Raw genomic sequence first — 20,013 nt, forward strand, 5'->3', positions numbered from 1 at the left:
CCTGATCCCATCCCGAACTCAGAAGTGAAACAGACGTACGCCGATGATAGTGTGGGGCTTCCCCATGCGAAAGTAGGTCATCGCCAGGGTTTTATTCCAAAGCCAGATTAATCGCTGGCTTTTTTTTGCCTGAAATCACTGGTTCATGCGCGTTAGCAAGCGTATTCGGCTTTAAATGTGTTTATTTCCCTCCCTCCCTCAAGATTGGGGCACGGTTTGATGTGTAATACTAACCATAGCTTGACCACCTAATCCGTACCATGGAGTAAGGTAGCTTTGAAGCCATCATTTGAATTGGCATAATAAATTGTACTGTATGACTAAAATTCTCTAAATTTCTATCGCAAGATTATGCGTATTGCATTAAAATTACGCGTTACATAGAGTTGAAGTATTGTGTTGTCTTGTATGCTGTTAAGTCGTCTTCAGAAATTTTCACATGAACTAACTTTAATACCTGATAAGACTGCAAGGGATGTAGATTTACTTCAGGATATTCATACGTTTCTTGAAAACTTGCCGGTTGAACTTAGATCAAAAGAAGAAGATTTATCTCCAGAACAAACGCTAGCTATTGAAGAGTTTGTTCTGAAGCTATTTGCTGAGCGCTGGGAGCGCATAAAAGACACGGCAGAAGATTATACGTTATCTAATTCTACAGTGAATCAATTATGGATTACGTATGCACAAGAATTAGAAGACCTACCTAATCGCACGTATCTACAAATTTTATTTCCAAATGTTACCAATAGAAAAGATCCAAATACTCTGGCTTTATTACATGAGTGCAGAAATCCTCAAAGTTTGTATCTTGCACAGGATGGTGTGACTCTATGCCAAGTTAGCGGTCTTTTTTCACGGATAATAATGGGAAAGTCGTTATCAACATATCGGCAAAATAAATTATCGAAAGTATATCCTTTATCTATAAATGAGCTTAGAAGGCTGCGTGCAAAACCAGACCATAGCTTTAGCGCCCAACATGCAGGATACGAATACACAAAGTTCTGGAGCTATCTTGAAAATTTAGTATTTAGAACCTGGGAAAACAAAGGTAGACCCCCACGTATGGCTGTAGTAGAACTCTATGAACTTCTGCAGTATTTTTTTCAATCGAGTCCACGCAATCAAATTGAATTTCATAAGAGAATATTCGCGCTTAATGAAATGCTTGAAGGAGAGCCAGTAGATGATGTCAATTCGTTCTTTGGGCAGGTGATTGAAGTTGAGGGAAGGTCTTGTTTCCTAATCGATGTACTTCTTGGTTGTCTTGAACAAGACCTATCATCTTTGCATTCTAAACTGCATGGGATTGTGAAATGGATTAGCCAATACGATGCTTCGTTTATTTTGAATTCCAGATCATTACGCCCCCTTTATGAATCATTGCACCTGGGTGCAGGATTTACAGTCAATGATTTAATTGAAGCCCTACAGAACCTATCTGAAGCAGAAAGTGAGTATAAGGACGATTTAGTTCAAATCATCTTAAAATTAGAAGCCACAAAATCTTTTGAAAAATACATCATTGAGGAGATTGAAGCATTATATAAAAAACGTTGGTTAACCATTATGGGGAAAGAGCTAGATTATACCCGCACTCAAGTGGGTTTAAATGCTCTTTGGATTAGACTGGCCCAGCTTTTAAGCGGAGCGGATCTTGTTTCTAAAAATTACTATACCCTACTCATGCCAACGTTAAAATCAGAGATTGATCCAATCGAACTTCAAAGTACAGTGAATTTCAGCCTGGACGATACATTACTTTCTGAGGATGGCCAGATGTTAATTTATCTTCCCTATTGTCTAAGGCAACTGGAGTCTCAAGGTACTTTTTACGTCCCGAGTATGGGATTAAACTCCCCTCCACACCCTTTAACGGAAATCGAGAAAGAGCGATTGAAGAGTAATGGAAAATACAGACGATATTTAAAAACATATGAACAAGATGAGATAGAACCTCTTTCTATTCCTACCCTGTTAGCGATTTGGAATCTTGTCAATCACAGCTTATACCCGGTAGGGTTGATTTATGCCAAAAATTATAGTGTTGCTCAACTGACCGCCGCAGAAGAGGCATTTGATGAGTTCCGGGAGTATTTTGAGGCTTTAACACATGAAGAAAAGGAACAGATAACAAAACATACGATTATCTACTATGGTCAAAAGCGTACGTTCGGCGATGTGCTCGATCAGGTTTATAAAGGCGAGTGTGTGGCTTTATGTTGCCGATGGTTTATGCAATTGGTGGTCGATTATTTCCCTTGGCTTAAATTCCGAAGAGACATTGAAGAAAATCGTATTGTCCAGCTCGATGAAATCCGTCATGCAGCCCAAAGAAAAATAATAAATAAAAATAAAAGCAATGAGCTAATTCGCCATCTACAAAAGATTTACTGTTCTCTACTCAGTCGTAGATTTTCTGAAAAAACACATAGAATATCTGGATTTAATTATGAAAACGATGTTCCAGAAATAGGGGAAAAATTATTTAATCTATTAGCTCCTTTTTTCGTGGCAGAAAAGTTTGACTCTGTCCATGAAGTTTATATCGAGGTAATAAAACAGGTTAATGCCTCGTTATTCGATGGTACAAATCATCCTAGTGATGATACAAAAAGATGGTTAAAAAGTATTATGACGGGCGAGTTGTTTAGAGTAACGTCATGGTTAAATCCACAGGCGATGCTCAATGTTTTTCCCGTATTGATGCCTAACAACTCACCTGCACACGATGCAGTGATCAAGGCGATGATTTCAAAAAGCCATCCTTTCATCCGGGAAATATGCTTTAATCTTTTTTGTTTAAGTACATTAACCGACAAGGCGATGAGACAGTTAAAACATGCATTAGACACCAGCTCAATTAGCCTCGACGAAGACTACTTATTGCTCTGCCTGAGTGATTTGATTGCAAGGCGATTGTCTCAAGAAGGCTCGAAAAGTTCTACACTCGGTTTTGAATTTCATCGGCGGCGACCGATGGTCAAAAAAGATTGGGAGCGGACTATTTTACAAGGCTTTAAATCTCTGCCAGAAACAGTCTTATCCATTGCTGATTTACTACAGCATGCAGAGAATACTTTGATAAGACTCCGAATACCATTAACTCTAAACTTGCAGAAATATTGGTTTAGCCTGACTTCAAGACGTTTGCCCCCTCCAGGTTTTTCTCATACCAGCGATGTAACTGGCCCAACGTTATCCTCATAACGCTTTATAGGCTTGTTTTTATGGCTGATTTATGAGAGAGCTTAAGTTTTAAGCCATCCCAATTAAACATGAACAAGGCCAGGATGCCGGCTGCTAGACCCCAAAACGCAGAGCCAATTCCTAAAAAACTTATTCCTGAACCAGACACAAGGATGGTTATCAGCGAAGACTCGCGATGAGCTTCATCGTCTAGTGCCGTTTTAAGATTATTGCCAATAGTGCTCAGTAAGGCGAGCCCTGCAAGAGCAATAATAACTTGCTGCGGAAAGGAGGCCACTAAAGCCACTATTGTTGCGCCAAATAGTCCAAATACAATCCAACATAACCCAGCAAATACGGTGGCTTTATAGCGTTTGGCAGGATCTGGGTCGGCCTGATTGCTGGCACAAATGGCAGCTGTGATGGCGGCTAAATTAATTGAAAAACATCCAAAGGGAGCAAAGATCAAGGTGGTTAACCCAACCCAGCTAATGATAGGTGAAATAGGCGGTTCATACCCATTTGCTTTCAGTATTGCTGTACCTGGCAAGTTTTGTGAGGTCATGGTTACTATAAATAAAGGTAGTCCAATACTAATTAACGCAGAAAAAGTAAATACTGGGACTGTGAAAATAGGTTTAGAAACCATTAAATGAACATTGGAAAGATGCAAAATCCCCGTTAACTTAGCAATTAATACACCTATTAATAACACGGCTAAGATGGCAAATCGTGGTATAAAACGCTTTCCGATTAAATAGGTTAGAAACATGCTGAACACGACTAGAAATTGTTCTTGCATAGCACTGAAAATATTCATTCCAAAGCTTATTAGAATCCCAGCTAACATGGCGGACGCTAAGGAGCGAGGAATATGTGCCATGATGCGCTCAAAAATACCGGTGACGCCGGCCAATATCGTCAGACCAGCACAGAAAATAAATGCACCAATTGCTTCAGATAACGTGGTTCCACTTAGGCTCCCAATTAATAAAGCGGCTCCTGGAGTAGACCAACCTATAAGAATAGGGGCACGGTAGCGTAAGGATAGCCCAATACAGGTAATCGCAATGCTAAGCCCCAGTGCTAAAAGCCAAGAGCTAATTTCTGCTTCATTTGCTCCTGCTGTACGGGCGGCCTGGAATATCAGTGCGATTGAGCTGGTAAACCCAACCATCATTCCTACAAAGCCCGCCGTCATTTGATTTAAAGAAAAGTAATTACGCATGATGTATGAAACCTTAAAATCAATATCGCTTTAAACGAAATTTTCAACTTCTAATACGACTTTTTCGAGTACTACCGATGGTTTAAGTTCGGCGCATAGACTATTCACGACGATATAGACTGATGTTATAGGTAAGTCTAGCGATGGTGAGTAGAAGACAGTAATATTATTTTGAAAATTGTGTACTTATTTTAACATAATTATTGAGACGATCTTGCGATATTTTTCCTTCTTTCACGGCTTCTTTTATTGCACATCCAGGTGTTTTATCATGATCGCAATCGCGAAATTTGCATTGCGATAAGTGGGGCCTAAACTCTCGATACCCTGAAGCGATCTCGGCACGAGACATATGCCAGAGCCCAAATTCTCGAACCCCAGGAGAATCAATAATCGCTCCGCCGTTTGGCAGATGATATAACGTTGAATTACTGGTAGTATGTCTTCCTAAGTTTGATAGCTCGGAAATATGTCCGGTTTGGATATGGGATTCAAAGGGCAAAACGCTAGTAATTAACGAAGATTTGCCAACGCCAGATTGACCGACAAACACACTCACATGATGATTTAATTGATGTGCAAGATCGGGCTGATGATTTGCTAGATATTCACTGGTGAATAAAAGAGGGTAGCCTAAGGTGTGGTATTGATTTTGTAAACGAGTTTTCAATTCAGGGCAGGGCAAGTCGATTTTATTTAGCACAATACACGCTTGAAGTCCAAGGTATTCCGTCATCACCAGATAGCTGTCGAGCAAAGGCCAAGACAGCTCAGGCTTCGGTGCAACAACAATCATTACTTGGGTGATATTGGCTGCCACAGGTTTGATGAGTCCGCGTTTATCATGACGTCCTAGAACAGAAGTTCTAGGATATCGGCTCACTACCACACCTTGCTCGCTCCCTTCAGGCAACCAAACCACACGATCTCCTGCCACAAGCGAATCTAATGAGGGTCGAATGGAGCAATGATGGCGCTGAAGTGCTTCGTCTTCGATTAAAGCATGTGAGCCGAAACGCGTGATGACAACCCCATTCAAGGTTTCTTTTTCTTCAGCAATTGATTTTTGAAAGGACAATTGTTTTTCTTTAATTCGTGAGGATTGTTGTTTGCTAACTCGGCGTTTGCTCATGGTTTAATATGGACTATGATTGATCGTAATGTTTTAAAGTATGAGGGGTAATTGCTTCAAATGAAAGTCTATTTAGTTGGTGGGGCTGTACGAGATCAACTTCTTGACAGGCCTGTCCATGAAAAAGATTGGGTCGTGGTTGGTGCAACGCCGGATGAGCTTTTAAAGAAAGGATTTCAGCCGGTTGGAAAAGATTTCCCTGTTTTTATTCACCCGACAACCGGTGAAGAATACGCTTTGGCCAGAACAGAACGTAAAAAAGGGCGAGGATATTATGGCTTTTCCTGTGATTATAATCCTAAAGTCACCTTGGAAGAGGATTTAGCTCGCCGTGACCTAACAATTAATGCCATGGCTCTAGATGAAGAAGGTAATCTTTATGATCCCTACCATGGGAAGCAGGATTTACAGGCCGGAATATTGCGCCATGTATCCCCTGCGTTTGTGGAAGACCCGGTGCGTGTATTACGAGTCGCGCGATTTACGGCACGATTTAGTGCGTTAGGATTTAAAGTAGCGGATGAAACCCGGCAGTTGATGTATCAAATGGTTAAAGAAGGTGAGTTAAATCATCTCGTACCCGAGCGAGTTTGGCAAGAATGGCAACGAAGCTTATCTGAACCAAATCCAGAGGAGTTTATACAAACACTTCGTGCTTCTGGTGCCTTAGGCGTTATTATACCGGAACTGAATGCACTGTTTGGTGTGCCAAATCCTCCTCAATATCATCCTGAAATTGATAGCGGCATTCATACCCTTCAGGTTTTGCAAGGTGCATGCACCCTATCGAATGATGAGCGTGTTCGATTTGCAGCATTGGTGCATGATCTAGGGAAAGCCAAAACACCGATGAGCGACTGGCCTGCCCATCATCAACATGAACACCTAGGGCTTGATGTCATTAAATCGTTATGTCACCGACTGAGGATCCCTAACGATTACCGTAAATTGGCCTTGATGGTTTGTCGTTATCATTTAACCATTCATCGATATCATTCCTTAAAAGCCAGTACAGTGGTTTCGACACTAGAAAAAACCGATGCCTTCAGACGCCCAGAATTATTTCAGAACATGCTTTTGGCTTGTCAGGCCGATTCTTGGGGCAAACAAGGTGAGATAGGAAATTATACTGAAATAGCTTTATGGCAAGAAGCACTCAAATCCTGCCAGTCTGTTTCAGTTAAAGAACTCATCGAGGAAGGCTTACAAGGTGAAGCGATTAAAAACGAGTTGCACAAACGACGTATAGATCGGTTACAATCTGTGAAAAATAAAAAAGGTTCATGATCCTTTTTTTCTGAAGTATAAATAGGAAAGAAAATGAAAAATAATCAAAATCTTATTTGGATTGATCTCGAAATGACGGGTCTAAATCCTGAAACGGATCGCATTATAGAAATAGCGACTTTGGTTACGGATGCTCACCTTAATATTTTAGCTGAAGGGCCGGTCTTTGCGATTCATCAGTCCGAAGATTTGTTAAATGCTATGGATGAGTGGAATACTAGGCAACATAATCAATCGGGTTTAGTCAAACGAGTTCAAGAAAGTCAGATTTTTGAAGCTGAGGCCGAAGAAAAAACAATTCAATTCTTGAATGAGTATATTGAAAAAGGTCAATCTCCCATGTGTGGAAACAGTATTTGTCAGGATCGTCGCTTTCTTGTGCGATATATGCCTATGTTGGCTGATTTTTTTCATTACCGGAATTTGGATGTAAGCACCTTAAAAGAGCTTGTCGCTCGCTGGAATCCGAAACTCTTAAGTGGTGTAAAAAAACAATCCAAGCATCTCGCCCTGGAAGACATTAAAGACTCTATTGAAGAATTAATTTATTATCGTAAACATTTTATCTCATTGCCCAATGAGAAGGTTAAAGAGGGTTAAGGCATGGTTACACGTGAACGGTTAGAATTACCGAATGGCGCTGAGCGATTGCTTCTGCATTCCTGCTGTGCGCCGTGTTCAGGGGAAGTTATGGAAGCGCTGCTTTACTCTGGCATCAATTTTTCAATATTTTTTTATAATCCAAATATTCACCCCGTTCAAGAATATGAAATTCGAAAACAGGAAAACATCGCCTTTGCTCAAAAACACAATATTCCCTTTATAGATGCCGATTATGACAAAGATAACTGGTTTCAGCGAATAAAAGGATTAGAATGGGAGCCAGAGCGAGGTAAACGATGTACGGTCTGTTTTGATATGCGATTTGAGCGCACCGCTTTGTATGCGCATGAACATGGCTTCCCGGTTATTTCAAGTTCTCTTGGTATTTCACGTTGGAAGGATATGAATCAAATCAATACTTCAGGTGTTCGGGCGGCGGAGCGTTATCCCAATTTAGTGTACTGGACGTATAATTGGCGTAAAAATGGTGGTGCTGCGCGTATGTATGAAATCGCTAAGCGCGAAGAGTTTTATAAACAAGAATATTGCGGATGCGTTTATTCATTGCGCGATACCAACACATGGCGTAAACAAAATGATCGGTGCCGTATTAAAATTGGCGTAAATTATTATCGCAATGAAGACGCACAGGAACAGGAATGACGGTTTTTCATCAACATGAAGAGATCCCTACTCGTCAAATGCCCGAATTTAATCGGGCATTTATCATTTCAATTTTAGCCAACGGCTTTTTTGTTATTTTTCAAGTAATATTTGCAATCTTGAGCAATTCAACCAGTCTATTGGCTGATGCTATCCATAACCTAGGGGATGTGTTAAGTCTAGTGGTTGCTTGGCTTGCAAACTCGATGTTAAAGAAAAAGCCTACCGAACGGTCGACCTATGGGATGAAGAAAACTACGATATTGGCTGCTTTTGCCAATGGAGGCGTGCTAATTTTTACCTGCGGTATTATTGCTTATGAAGCTATTCATAAGTTTTTTTCACCTTCCGAAGTTCAGGCCTTAAGCGTTATGGTGGTCGCTGGTGTAGGGGTTATTGTTAATGCAGCCACGGCCGCTTTATTTCTTAAAGGTGGAAGTGATTTGAATATTCGCGGGGCTTTTTTGCATCTTATCTATGATGCTTTAATCTCTGTAGGCGTGGTTATTTCGGCTGGACTTCTTTACATTACTGGATGGTTGTGGCTTGATCCATTGGTAGGGTTACTCATTTCTGTTGTCATCTTGAAAGGAACTTGGTCATTATTTCGTGATAGTTTCCGTTTAATAATCGATGGCGTTCCTCGCGGGATCTCTATCTCCAGAGTTAGGCAATATTTAGAAAGCCTTGACGGGGTCGAAAGCGTTCATGATTTACATGTATGGGCAATAAGCACACGTGAAAATGCTTTATCCGTGCATTTATGGATGCCAGAAGCATCTTTAAGCGATTCAAGAAGAGAACGTCTGGCAAAAACGCTATTACATGATTTTAATATTCACCACATAACGATACAGGTGGAGCAAACTCAGGCACATTGTGAGGATGCCTGTAAACTTTATTTATAATCTTTCGAAGGGTGATATCTTTAATTTTTATTTTTCAGTGATGAGTCACCAATTCCCGCCCCGAAAGTTCAGTGCAAGCAAGATCTATCTGCTAGTTAGAGCGAAGAGTTGGGCGGGAATTTTTGGTGATGAGCAAAAGCCCTTGATGAAATGCTTCAGACGCTTGTTCACGATCGTTTAAATGTTCCAATAACGTTCCAAGCTCTAAATAAGCTTCAGGAGAAGGACTAAGCTGGATGCTTTTTTCAAAATAACTTCGAGCCTTTCCCCAGAGATTTTTGGTTTTACTTAAGCGACCCAAACATAAGAGTAAAGCAGAGGAATGGGGATGATCGTTTAATTGCTCTTCTGCAAATTTCAATTTGGCATCTTTGGTTTGGCCATAAAGACTAATAAGCTCTTCATTAAATTGTTTCACTAAGGTCCGTCGTAAAAGTGTCTCAGCTTCAGAATTACGTTCTTGTTTCAAAAGATAATGACTATAAACCGCTATAATTTCAGGATTATACGCGAGAGCTTTGGGCCGTGTGGTAAAAAACTCATCAACAGCATCTGGGTGATTATGCTTTATGGAATCAAGCAATGCTTCAAGATACGCGTGTTGTTGCAATCGTAAGTAATCAGCCCCAGTTATTACTTGATGGCGCCTTAGTTCCGGTAGCAAAGCAATGAGTTGAGGCCAATCTCGGACCTGTTCATATAATTTACTTAACAATTTTAATACATAAGGATGATTCGGAGCTAAATCTTGCAAGTGTTTTAGAGTGGCTAGAGCTTGTTCCCATTGCTGATTGGCGAGCTGCAATTGCGCTTGGGTTAGTTCTACGGCGATTTTTGCTTCTGGCATGGATTGTTGCGCGTCGCGTAGATAGTCATCACGTAACTTATAATCTCCAAGCTCCTGAGCTGCTCGTGCGGCGGTCAGGTAATTTAATAAGGGCGTGTCGGTGCCAGGTAAGGCCTTGATTAAATGATTTTTAGCATTTTGCCAATGTCCTTCACTGAATTCGATTAATCCTTGGCGAGTCTTCGCGCGAGCTTTCCTGACGCGCCGTTTAGCAAGCCAGCGTTTCCAGGCGCCTGGAAGACCCAATACCCAACTAAGAAGAGAGGTAAAAAAATACATCGCAAAGAAGGCCACGATAAACCCAATAATGGCGACCCATAATGTGGTTTCAATGGTCCATTTGTTTAATGTAATGAGGACGTATCCCGGGTCTTTTTGTAAAAAAATGCCTAGTAAAACCGATGCTAAGAGGACAATGAAAATAAATATAATACGAATCATTAGGAGTTCTCTCCAGTTTTAGTGGCCTCAATAGATTTGGAATTTCTAGCGTCAATGATCTGATTGAGTAAGGTTAAGGAACGATTCAAATCTGGTTTTGGCTCTGTAAGATTTGTGGCTTTCAGAGTTTGAAGTTGATTTAAAACGCCTTCAACACGTCCTTTTTCTGTTGTGAAGTAACGTTGAATGGTTTGAATGGCTTGATTCAAGGCCATTTTGTAAACGGTTTCATTGTTTTGCAAAACCGCCCATTGTGCTTCCTGTAAATTTAATTGAAGGCTTGCTCGAAGCAATGCTTCTTGTTGTTGAGATAATAAAGGCTGAATTGCTTCATCATGGCGACGAATGACGACTAACCGCTCAAGAAGGTTGATACTGTTTTTTAATCGATCACGCCAGGCTTCGGGGGTCTTAGTGGTCGCTTCGTTGTTGTTTTGCCTATTCTCTGGGGTAACCGATGTTTTAATAGGAAGGTTAGATACAGTCTCTTGTAGCGCGTCTAGCTTGCTGAGAAGACCGGTTTTATCGAGGGATTGCAGGGATTTCAGTTGGGTTATTTCTTTGGCTATGGCTTGTCGAACTTCAAATAAGCGTTGATCGTGAATATTGGCCAATAACTCATCGGCCTGCTGCAAAAGCGCAATGGTTGTTTCTACGTTATTGCTCCAATGCGCATTGATCTGAGCAAGTTGTAAATAGTATCGAGCTTTTAACAAAAGCCAATCATCGGAGTTATAGTGTTGTTGCTTAAGCGCTGATTGCATATTTTTATCTAATGTTTTTAATTTAATACCTAATTGGTTGCTTGATTCAGCAAATGATTCAAGCGTGGTATTGATTCTTTCTTGAACTGAAGTATGGCTTTCACTAAGGGAGTTGATTTCTGTGTTAATTTGATCGGCTGTGAAGGCAATTTGGCGTTGTAACTGAAGGTTATTGTAGGTAGCAAAGAGAGCGAACGCCATAGCAATCAGCGCAATTACCAAAATAAAGGCAATAAAAGTAGGTTTTGTGCCAAGCGTGTGGTTAGGAGAGGTTGTTGATTTCTCTTCTGAGCTTGTGGTACTGATGGAGCGCTTTGTTGTGTTGGGTTTTTCGCTTGTAGCCATGAGTCATTCCTTGGTTAAAAATTCTGTCACGAATGTTTAGGATTATCGGCAGAAAGACCATTCATTTGAGTATTTTTTAAGGCCTTTAAAGTATTTGCTAATGTTGCATTAGAGCAAGTTATAATTGTTTTTATGCCCAGTGCTTTGGCAGTGGCCGCTATCCGCTCACTAATGACTATGCAGGGCTTTTCTTTAAGCCAGACTTGGCCTTCTTGGCCAAAGAATGTAAATAAATTCTGAATCGCTTCCTGGCTGGTAAATAGTATAATATCCACCGCATCTTCATGCCAGAGTGAGTTAATCTGCGATGATGAATAATTTGGCAAAACCCGCTGGTAAACGTTTATCTGAATCAACCGAGCACCACGAGCGGTTAGGGTATCATGAATGGATGCCAACCCCCCTTCGCCTTTAATCTGTAGAATAGTTTTATCTTTGACCTCTACTAATGGAGGTAATTTTAATAAGGCTTCACTGTTTTCTGGGTTAGGCACGGCGGTGACCAGGTTGCCCTTTTCCTTTAGCGCGTTTGCTGTAGCCTTTCCAATCGCAAAAATCTGAATAGTTGCAGGCCAGCGTATGTGTTTTTTCTCTAAATACTCAAAAAAGAAATTCGAAGCGTTCGCACTGACGAAAATACAATAATCAATGGATGAGAGAGGTGGGAGTTTGTTGAGCCAATTATTTATAGGTTTGATTGCAATAGCAGGTAATTCAATGCTTAAGAAGCCTAATGATTGGATCAGTTGGGTTAGCTCAGCATTTTGGCCTTCAGGTCTCGTGTTTAAAATTCGAAGTGGATTTAATTCATTCATGTTCGTAAAGCATTGTGAATTAATTTGGCGGCGCCTTGATTATTTAATTCTTCTGCTAAGCGAACAGCAAGTGCTTGCGATTCGTTGAGTGTGCCTGTTAAAGACGCAGCAATGCCTGATTGTCCATCCAAGTCTAATAGTCTGGCCATAAGATGGATTGTATCGCCAGGGTTTGGTTCACAATAAACAGCTAGAGGTGAGCGGCAATTGCCACCTAATAACGCATTCACGGTTCTTTCTGCTTTGACGCAACGCTCAGTTAAATCATCGTTTAAGGGAGCAATTAATTCACGGATGGACTCATCTTGCTCCCGACACTCAATTCCTAAAGCTCCCTGGCCACAAGCAGGCAACATGGTTTTTGCAGAAAAAGTTTCTTTAATATATTGCTCTTCATGAAGTCGCTCTAAACCAGAGACGGCCAGAACAATAGCATCATATTCGCCGGCTTCAAGCTTTTTAATGCGAGTTAGGATGTTTCCTCTTAGCATTTTCATCTGCAAATCTTGGCGCAAAGCAAGAAGCTGAGTTTGTCGTCTCAAGCTAACGGTTCCAACAACGGCTCCTAAAGGTAATTCCTGTAAGCCGTTATAGTGCGTACTTAATAAAGCATCAAAAGGATTGTGGCGTTTGCATATTGCTCCTAATATTAATCCTTTGGGAAACTCGGCTGGAACATCTTTCATGGAGTGAACAGCTAGATCAGCACGGTGCTTAAGCAGTGCGTCTTCCAGCTCTTTTACAAACAGGCCTTTTCCACCTATGGTTATAAGATTATCTTTCAGAAACTTATCGCCCGTGGTTTTCATAGGCACCAGTTCGATGGTTAGTTTAGGCCAATGAGTCAGAAGGGCTTTGCGTACATGCTCTGCTTGCCACATGGCCAAAGGACTTTCTCGAGTAGCTATTTTGAGTACATTGGGGAGCATGAAAATAAAATAATTCAGTAAGCGCTAAACGTAGCCTATGGTATCATTAATTGCAGGACAAGATCATACCGTAGGAATTAAAAAATAAGTTATAAAGTTTGAAAAATGCTAAAAAATATAACATAACGGTACCACAGAAATGGACTTTATAAAACAAACGCTACGCTCTATTAATCATTTCATGCAGCAGAACCTGGCAAGTTCTTCTCATCAGCCAGTGGTGGTGGGCGCTATTGCCTTTTTTGGATTTCCTTTTTTTTATCTTTTATGGCACACATGGTATCCACAACCTCAGCATTATGCAGCATTAACCCTGCATATACTTGGTGCACTGTTAGGGCTTGGTTTGATGTTAACTCCCCTCTGGCCGAAATATTTTCAAATATTCACTCCTTGGTATTGGTTTTTATCTCTACTTTATATATTACCTTTTTTCTTCACCTATTTATTTTTGATAAACCGAGCTAATGATTTGGCGTCTATGTTGTTATTAAGTAGTGTATTTTTGTTGGTTTTATTGGTTGATTTTATTAGCCTTATTGTGTTGTTGTTGCTCGGAATCGGCATTGCATTTGTGGCTTATTACTTCACAGCAGCAGAACTTTTTTTTAATGAAGAACATGCAGAAGTCGTATTATTGGCTATTTTTTTCATTGTGGCAGGCTCCACCGTCAATTATAAAACGGCTGTTGTTCAACGACAGCGCCTTAAAGGAATGGCAGCTGCTGCAGGGATGATCGCTCATGAGCTTCGCACCCCATTGTTGGGTATTAAAAGTGGCGCACAAGCGTTAAAAACATCCTTGCCGACTTTATTCGATGGTTATCGTCTTGCGAAAGAACAAGGCTTACTAGCTAAGCCAATTCGTGTAAAGCGATTGCAGCGATTAGAAGAAGTGAATGACCGAATTATTAACGAAATCAATTACGCTAATGCAATTATTGATATGCTTTTAATTAAAGCAGGTCGTGATAATCACTTGGAGCATTGTGTGCTTGAGCCTTGTTCAATGGCAGAATGTTTGCAAGAAGCGATAGAGCGTTATCCTTTTCGAAGTGATGAGGCAAGAGGGATCGTGCGGTTTGAAGGCGACTTTGAATTTTTAGGTTCAAAATTGTTAATGCAACATGTTATTTTCAATTTGATGAAAAACGCCTTATATGCCATTGCCATAGCAGAGCGAGGAGAAATTAATATTTCAACCCACTCGGATGACCAATACCATTATTTATATTTTAAAGATACCGGATTAGGAATGACTCAAAAACAATTGAGTCAATTATTCGAGCATTTCTATACCACCTCGTTTATGGGAACGGGAATTGGACTTTCTTTTTGTAAGTTAGTCATGAGGCGCTTCGGGGGCGATATCCATTGTGAGTCTGTAGAAGGGGTTTATACGACCTTTATACTTTGTTTCCCAAATGCCCGCTTAAACTGACATGGAGACTAATTGCACCAAATCGAAAAAATAAAGAACAATGATTCGCATTTTTAGCGAGGTTGGGTATATACTAATCGTTTGAAGGTTAGGGTTTGCTCAGGAGGAGCTATGCAACACTATAAGATCCCCACGTGCTTTTTTCCAAGCACCACGGTATTTTTAGATGATAATCGCGATTTTTTATTAAATTTTGTATTGCAATTGGATGAAGAAGTGGCTTATCGAATATTTGATAATCCCTCCAAAGCATTAGACTATATTCATCATAAACACTGTGAGTTCGAATTTTTAAATCAACGTTATCTTAATGAATATTATGAATCCAAGCCAGATATGGGAATGCAAACGAATTTCAGAAGCGATCTCGCCGTGGTTCATGCTGAAGTGTATAACCCCAACCGATTTGCTGAGCTTTCTGTTGTTGTGGTTGACTATGCAATGCCTGGCATGGATGGATTAGAATTTTGTCGTCGTATCGAAAATCCTAACATTAAAAAAATACTCTTATCTGGCCAGGCCGATGAAAAACTGGCAGTAGAAGCATTTAATGAAGGCCTAATCGATCGCTACATCAAAAAAAATGAAACCAATGCTGCAGAACTTATCATTAAAAGCATATATGAATTGCAGCAGCAATATTTTCAAAGTATGTCTGATGCAATTGAACGAATGCTCTCAATCAAAACCCCCGCTTGTTTGAGTGATAAACATTTCATGCAATTTTTCCAAGGCATTTTAGAGGCCAATGGAATCATTGAATATTATCTCGCGGATCATTCAGGTAGTTTTTTTATGCTGGATGAAGATGCCAATACGAGTTTCTTAATTGTCAAAAACGAATACGACATGAATGCTTGTCAAGAGCTTGCATCAGCACATGGCGCCAGTCAAAAAGTGATTGAGGAATTGACCAGTCGTAGAAAAATCCCAGGGCTATGGGCTTCAAAAGTATTAAATACAAGTGCTGGTGATTGGATAAGTTGTCTATTACCAGCACAAAAATTGGATGCCCCCTATCCCTATTATTACGCCTATCTACGTGGTAATGATTTGTTTAGTGTGCGTCAGCCAAAAATTCTTTCTTATAATCGCTATATGGAAGAATTAGATGCTGAGGAATTGCTAATGGGGTAGAAATAACCGAGCGTTATCGGTATGATTTTTTTATTACTGATTATTAGGGCAATTTCATGCGTTTAGGATGGTTAGTTGGATTATTCATCGTGGCGGTGCCTGTTTTAGCTGCTGAAGATTTTTATCAAGAAGAAATTAGAAAACGCATTAGCCCAATTGGTAACGTGAGAGTACAGGAAGCACCAGCAGAGGCACGAAAAGCAGTTGAAGAACTTCAACCTGAAGCACAGCCGGTTGCTGAAAAAGCCCCTGGAGCTGAAATTTATAATACCTATTGCAGTGTTTGCCACCAGGCTGGTGTTGCCGGCGCGCCTAAATTTCGAGCAGCAGAAGATTGGAAAGCTCGTTTGAGTGAAAAAGGAATCAGTGGCTTAGTTACAACTGCCATTAAAGGCATCAATGCCATGCCTCCGAAAGGAACGTGTACGAAATGTACAGAAGAAGAAATTAAACAAGCTGTTGAATACATGGTGCCACAAGCATGACCAAACGTATCTATCGAGTATCGCAATCTTTTTTGTTTTTTTTAACCTTTTTTATTGTATTCATGTCTTTTTACTTTCAATACGTTTTGGGTATGATTCCTTGTCCACTCTGTATTATGCAACGTATTTGTGCAATGATTTTAGGCCTGTTTTGTTTGATGGGGATGTCTCTTTCTACTCTAAAACGCGCGCGTCTTGTTGCGGTATTTCAGATGATTTTTTCCTTGGCCGGCACCTATTTTGCTGGCCGTCAAGTTTGGCTACAGTCATTACCACCTGATAAGGCGCCGGCTTGTATGCCAGGATTAGATGTGATGTTAGAGTATTTCCCTTGGCAAGATATAGCTCATGCGTTTATTTGGGGTGCGGGCGACTGCGCCGAACAACATTGGCACTGGTTTGGTTTTTCCATGGCTATGTGGTCTTTGTTTTATTTTATCTTCATGTTTCTTGCAAGTGCGATTATTTTTTTCATTCTAAAGCAAACCTTATCTCGTGTGATTCGTACCTAGTACCGTTTCCATTTAAATTTGAACAACATGCGCACTGCTACCTGTCAAAATTAAATGGAAAACGGTACTAGTAAAGCTTGACGGACTTCGTTATGATTGTTTATTTATCCTTATGTAATTCTTATGAACACTTTTCGCTGTGAAGTTCTCCATCGTCACAACCATACGGCCGCAAGAGTGACTCGCGTTACCACACCGCATGGCGAGTTCATAACTCCCGTGTTCATGCCGGTAGGTACTCGTGCTGGGGTAAACAACATGACCCCGCAAGAATTAAAAGAGGCTAAAACCCAAATTATTTTGGGCGGAAATACCTATCACATGCTGTGTGCGCCTGGTATGAAGGTGATAGAAAAAGCGGGGGGTATGCATCCATTTATGGGGTGGGATGGCCCAATGCTCACCGATAGTGGCGGCTTCCAGGTATTTAGTTTGTCAAAAAATAAAGAAATCTGCACCATTGATGAAGAAGGTGCGCATTTTGCACTACCCACGAGTAAACGCATGATTCATATGACGCCTGAAATGTCGCTTGAAACGCAGAAGATTATTGGCGCTGATATTATTATGGCGTTTGATCAATGCACGCCCGATACCTGTACGAAAGATCAAGTTCACCACATTATGACCCGCACACACCGGTGGTTGAGGCAATCCGTTGATTATCACCAGAAATTTCCCACATCGAAATATGGTGCCCATCAGGCCTTATTTGGGATTATACAAGGTGGAGTTTATGAAGAACTACGCAAAGAAAGTGCGGCATTTGTAGCTTCTATGGAAACGGATGGCATTGCGATTGGTGGTGAAACAATTGGTTTTGATATGAAAAAAACCGTTCAGGTCTTAAACTGGGTGATGGAGTATCTTCCGCCAGAAAAACCACGCTATACCATGGGTGTTGGAATGTCGCCACAAGATCTAATTGAAGTGGTTGCAGAAGGTGTTGATATGTTCGATTGTGTCGCCCCAACGCGAAATGCACGCCATGGCGCGCTTTATTGTGGCAAAGTAGTGAAAGTTGGTGATTGGTTAAAATTTGAAAGCAATCATGACCAAGGTCGAATTCAAATTAAAAAAACCAAGTACGCTGAAGATTTTGATCCCATTATGCCTGATTGCACCTGCTATACTTGCCAGCATTATTCACGTGCTTATCTTCACCAACTTTGTAAACAAAAATCTATTTTATTTACCGCATTAGCTAGCATTCACAATGTTCATGTGCTTCATGATGTATGTGATAAGATGCGCGAGTTCATTATCTCAAATTCATAATGATGTGCGAGTAAACGCACTACTAGGAGACTTTATGATCCAGATTAAAACCTCAAAAGGAACGATTAAAATTCAATTGGATGAAGAAAATACGCCGCAAACCAGTGCAAATTTTTTGCAATATGTTCGCGATGGATTTTACGATAACACCATTTTCCATCGGGTAATTGATAATTTTATGATCCAAGGCGGCGGTTTAACAGCCGAAATGAACCCCAAACCCACTAAAAGCCCAATTAAAAATGAAGCTAAGCAGGCAAAGCCTAATAAGCGTGGGACCATTGCAATGGCCCGCACGATGGATCCACACTCAGCTACTTCACAGTTTTTTATTAATTTAGTGGATAACACGTTTTTAAACTATAGTGGTGAACAAGCTCAAACCTATGGATATTGTGTTTTTGGTGAGGTGGTTGAGGGCATGGATGTGGTGGATGAAATCGCTACAGTGAGAACCGGACCGCGTCAAGGGCACAATGATGTTCCCAAAGAAGATATTATTATCGAAGAAATTCGCGAAATATAAGTTCATTTAGCGTCACAAAAGTCATAAATCGCTTTTGTGGCAGGGCCGCCTCATTAAAATAGTTTGAAATGCGCACTATAAGGTCAAGAGTAGAACGAATACACTTGGTTAAAGTGCTTTTTCAAACACGCTAGCCACATCCATGTCGCTCGACGAACGCCATCCATGGCGTTCGACGGTTTGAAAAAGCACTTTAACCAAGTGTATTCGTTCAGGATAGATCCAAATGGCGCCCATTTTAAACTATTTTAATGAGGCGGCCCTGACTTTTGTGGCGAACTCAGGTTAATTAAGACCTACACTTCTACTATACTTAGGCGTATACGACATCAAAAATGATTGACCGTTGGGAGGGAACCCTCATGCGGATCTGGTTAGCCCTGCTTTTTACAGGATTTATTTCAGCAGCGTTTGCTCATCGAATCGTGATAACTGGGAAGCCGAGTGAGCTCATTGTCCATGATGGTTACTACTCGCTTCCTCGCTCCCACATCGCTCAACCCCGCTATCACTTTATAACCTTTGCTCACCTTAGGCGGGTTTGTTTTATTCATGAGTTGCCGCAACTTCACCCACTTCCGAAGTTAGTGCTTGTTATTGAGGAAAATGGTCATAAAGTTCCCTGGAACTGCTACTTATATGATCCTCATTATTTTGAGATTGATTATTAGAGCTCTCTTTTTACGTTATAATTTTTTGAAAGCAGCATTGCGGGGAGAGAAACGACGAACCAAATCAGTGGTTGGGGCGTACTCAAGACAAACGCATACTCTGTGCAAATAAAATCAATACGCCGTCTTTGCGAACGAAGTGAAGCAATCCAGATCGATGCTTCGTTCTGATTTCGTAATGGATTGCTTCACTTCGTTCGCAAAGACAACGTATTGTGCTTGCTTTTCACATAACGCGTTTGCCCTGGGGCCGTACTGTGTTTAATAAAAACCGAAGTATTTTTCGCACGTTATCCGATATACTTAATTTTTTGTGCGTTAGCCAAACAATAGGCGCAGTTATATGAAATAATCCAACAACAAGGAAGCAATATGCCAACCAAGCAGCCTGCCGTTTATATCATGGCGAATAAGCGTAATGGAACGATCTACACAGGCGTCACCAGTGATCTGATCAAACGGGTATATGAACATAAATATGCAGATGAACCTGGGTTTACACAAAAATATAGATGCAAATATCTTGTCTATTATGAGCTAATAGAAGACATGGTAAGCGCCATAGAACGAGAAAAGCAACTGAAGGGCGGTTCAAGAAAAAAGAAATTGGCTTTGATTGAAAAGATAAATCCTTATTGGAAAGATCTTTATGAAACGCTGTACTAGAGCACCGAATGATTTAATGATGGGCAACCAATATTTGATTTAAATTAAATCAAAATTAGCTATCGTCATTGCGAACGGAGTGAAGCAATCCAGAGACCTACGCTCTGAACAGTTGGATTGCTTCGTTTTACTCGCAAAGACGG

The 20,013-nt window shown here is 40.7% G+C and carries 20 protein-coding genes and 1 rRNA gene; 14 read left to right on the forward strand and 7 right to left on the reverse strand.

Translation table 11 applies throughout. The features are described 5' to 3' along the window. Nucleotides 1-89, forward strand: a 5S ribosomal RNA gene (gene rrf / locus E1O41_RS05265); the annotation flags it as partial. Nucleotides 90-408: 319 nt separating this feature from the next. After that, nucleotides 409-3,213: a hypothetical protein gene (locus E1O41_RS05270; protein WP_131776278.1), complete on the forward strand. Its 2,805-nt coding sequence runs from the start codon at nt 409-411 to the stop codon at nt 3,211-3,213. A 4-nt stretch (nt 3,214-3,217) separates the two neighbouring features. On the opposite strand, the gene E1O41_RS05275 is transcribed toward E1O41_RS05270, so the two are convergent. Then, on the reverse strand, nt 3,218-4,420 hold the full coding sequence (locus E1O41_RS05275) for a benzoate/H(+) symporter BenE family transporter (RefSeq protein WP_131776279.1): 1,203 nt from the start codon (nt 4,418-4,420) through the stop codon (nt 3,218-3,220). Between the two features lie 166 nt (nt 4,421-4,586). Continuing rightward, nucleotides 4,587-5,552 carry a small ribosomal subunit biogenesis GTPase RsgA gene (gene rsgA / locus E1O41_RS05280; protein WP_131776280.1) on the reverse strand — a complete coding sequence of 322 codons (966 nt, stop codon included), beginning with the start codon at nt 5,550-5,552 and terminating at the stop codon, nt 4,587-4,589. 60 nt (nt 5,553-5,612) lie between these two features. Here rsgA and E1O41_RS05285 point away from each other — a divergent pair, with 60 nt between their 5' ends. The 4 genes from E1O41_RS05285 to E1O41_RS05300 are packed head-to-tail and all read left to right on the forward strand — an operon-like array spanning nt 5,613 to nt 9,013. Then, nucleotides 5,613-6,839 (forward strand): multifunctional CCA addition/repair protein, encoded by a 1,227-nt coding sequence (locus E1O41_RS05285; RefSeq protein ID WP_131776281.1) that lies wholly within the window; start codon nt 5,613-5,615, stop codon nt 6,837-6,839. Nucleotides 6,840-6,872: 33 nt separating this feature from the next. Next, entirely contained in the window at nt 6,873-7,439 is a 567-nt protein-coding gene (gene orn, locus E1O41_RS05290; RefSeq protein WP_131776282.1) for an oligoribonuclease, read from the forward strand. Nucleotides 7,440-7,442: 3 nt separating this feature from the next. Further along, a complete protein-coding gene (locus E1O41_RS05295; protein WP_131776283.1) occupies nt 7,443-8,105 on the forward strand; it encodes an epoxyqueuosine reductase QueH in 663 nt (220 codons plus the stop codon). After that, nucleotides 8,102-9,013 (forward strand): cation diffusion facilitator family transporter, encoded by a 912-nt coding sequence (locus tag E1O41_RS05300; protein ID WP_131776284.1) that lies wholly within the window; start codon nt 8,102-8,104, stop codon nt 9,011-9,013. The genes E1O41_RS05295 and E1O41_RS05300 overlap by 4 nt, the downstream gene beginning before the upstream one ends. Before the next feature lie 91 nt (nt 9,014-9,104). Here E1O41_RS05300 and E1O41_RS05305 read toward each other — a convergent pair whose 3' ends face one another. Genes E1O41_RS05305 through hemC form a run of 4 tightly spaced genes read right to left on the reverse strand, consistent with a single transcriptional unit; the run spans nt 9,105 to nt 13,154 of the window. Beyond that, entirely contained in the window at nt 9,105-10,301 is a 1,197-nt protein-coding gene (locus tag E1O41_RS05305; RefSeq protein ID WP_131776285.1) for a heme biosynthesis HemY N-terminal domain-containing protein, read from the reverse strand. Next, nucleotides 10,301-11,410 (reverse strand): uroporphyrinogen-III C-methyltransferase, encoded by a 1,110-nt coding sequence (locus E1O41_RS05310; protein WP_131776286.1) that lies wholly within the window; start codon nt 11,408-11,410, stop codon nt 10,301-10,303. The genes E1O41_RS05305 and E1O41_RS05310 overlap by 1 nt, the downstream gene beginning before the upstream one ends. 26 nt (nt 11,411-11,436) lie before the next feature. Continuing rightward, nucleotides 11,437-12,225: a uroporphyrinogen-III synthase gene (locus E1O41_RS05315; protein ID WP_131776287.1), complete on the reverse strand. Its 789-nt coding sequence runs from the start codon at nt 12,223-12,225 to the stop codon at nt 11,437-11,439. Continuing rightward, nucleotides 12,222-13,154, reverse strand: coding sequence for a hydroxymethylbilane synthase (gene hemC / locus E1O41_RS05320; protein ID WP_131776288.1), 933 nt, complete (start codon nt 13,152-13,154; stop codon nt 12,222-12,224). Before hemC ends, E1O41_RS05315 begins: the two co-directional genes overlap by 4 nt. 139 nt (nt 13,155-13,293) lie before the next feature. Between hemC and E1O41_RS05325 the strand changes: the two genes are divergently transcribed. The 6 genes from E1O41_RS05325 (at nt 13,294) to E1O41_RS05350 (ending at nt 18,533) form a co-directional block, all read left to right on the forward strand. Then, the gene (locus tag E1O41_RS05325) at nt 13,294-14,595 is read left to right on the forward strand and encodes a sensor histidine kinase (RefSeq protein WP_131776289.1); all 1,302 of its coding nucleotides are present in this window, start codon (nt 13,294-13,296) and stop codon (nt 14,593-14,595) included. A 111-nt stretch (nt 14,596-14,706) separates the two neighbouring features. Continuing rightward, nucleotides 14,707-15,732, forward strand: a complete 1,026-nt coding sequence (locus tag E1O41_RS05330; RefSeq protein ID WP_131776290.1) for a response regulator — start codon at nt 14,707-14,709, stop codon at nt 15,730-15,732. 56 nt (nt 15,733-15,788) lie between these two features. Beyond that, a complete protein-coding gene (locus tag E1O41_RS05335) occupies nt 15,789-16,217 on the forward strand; it encodes a c-type cytochrome (protein WP_131776291.1) in 429 nt (142 codons plus the stop codon). Then, nucleotides 16,214-16,729 (forward strand): disulfide bond formation protein B, encoded by a 516-nt coding sequence (locus E1O41_RS05340; protein WP_131776292.1) that lies wholly within the window; start codon nt 16,214-16,216, stop codon nt 16,727-16,729. The genes E1O41_RS05335 and E1O41_RS05340 overlap by 4 nt, the downstream gene beginning before the upstream one ends. 123 nt (nt 16,730-16,852) lie before the next feature. Next, the gene (gene tgt, locus E1O41_RS05345; RefSeq protein ID WP_131776293.1) at nt 16,853-18,007 is read left to right on the forward strand and encodes a tRNA guanosine(34) transglycosylase Tgt; all 1,155 of its coding nucleotides are present in this window, start codon (nt 16,853-16,855) and stop codon (nt 18,005-18,007) included. A 34-nt stretch (nt 18,008-18,041) separates the two neighbouring features. Then, nucleotides 18,042-18,533 (forward strand): peptidylprolyl isomerase, encoded by a 492-nt coding sequence (locus E1O41_RS05350; protein WP_131776294.1) that lies wholly within the window; start codon nt 18,042-18,044, stop codon nt 18,531-18,533. A gap of 108 nt (nt 18,534-18,641) precedes the next feature. Here E1O41_RS05350 and E1O41_RS11955 read toward each other — a convergent pair whose 3' ends face one another. Continuing rightward, nucleotides 18,642-18,770: a hypothetical protein gene (locus E1O41_RS11955; protein WP_268237672.1), complete on the reverse strand. Its 129-nt coding sequence runs from the start codon at nt 18,768-18,770 to the stop codon at nt 18,642-18,644. A 125-nt stretch (nt 18,771-18,895) separates the two neighbouring features. Between E1O41_RS11955 and E1O41_RS05355 the strand changes: the two genes are divergently transcribed. Continuing rightward, nucleotides 18,896-19,204: a hypothetical protein gene (locus E1O41_RS05355; RefSeq protein WP_131776295.1), complete on the forward strand. Its 309-nt coding sequence runs from the start codon at nt 18,896-18,898 to the stop codon at nt 19,202-19,204. Nucleotides 19,205-19,576: 372 nt separating this feature from the next. Next, nucleotides 19,577-19,870 (forward strand): GIY-YIG nuclease family protein, encoded by a 294-nt coding sequence (locus E1O41_RS05360; RefSeq protein WP_131776296.1) that lies wholly within the window; start codon nt 19,577-19,579, stop codon nt 19,868-19,870. Nucleotides 19,871-20,013 lie beyond the last annotated feature (143 nt).

Origin of the sequence: Legionella impletisoli, assembly GCF_900639875.1 — a bacterium.
GTDB lineage: Bacteria > Pseudomonadota > Gammaproteobacteria > Legionellales > Legionellaceae > Legionella_A > Legionella_A impletisoli.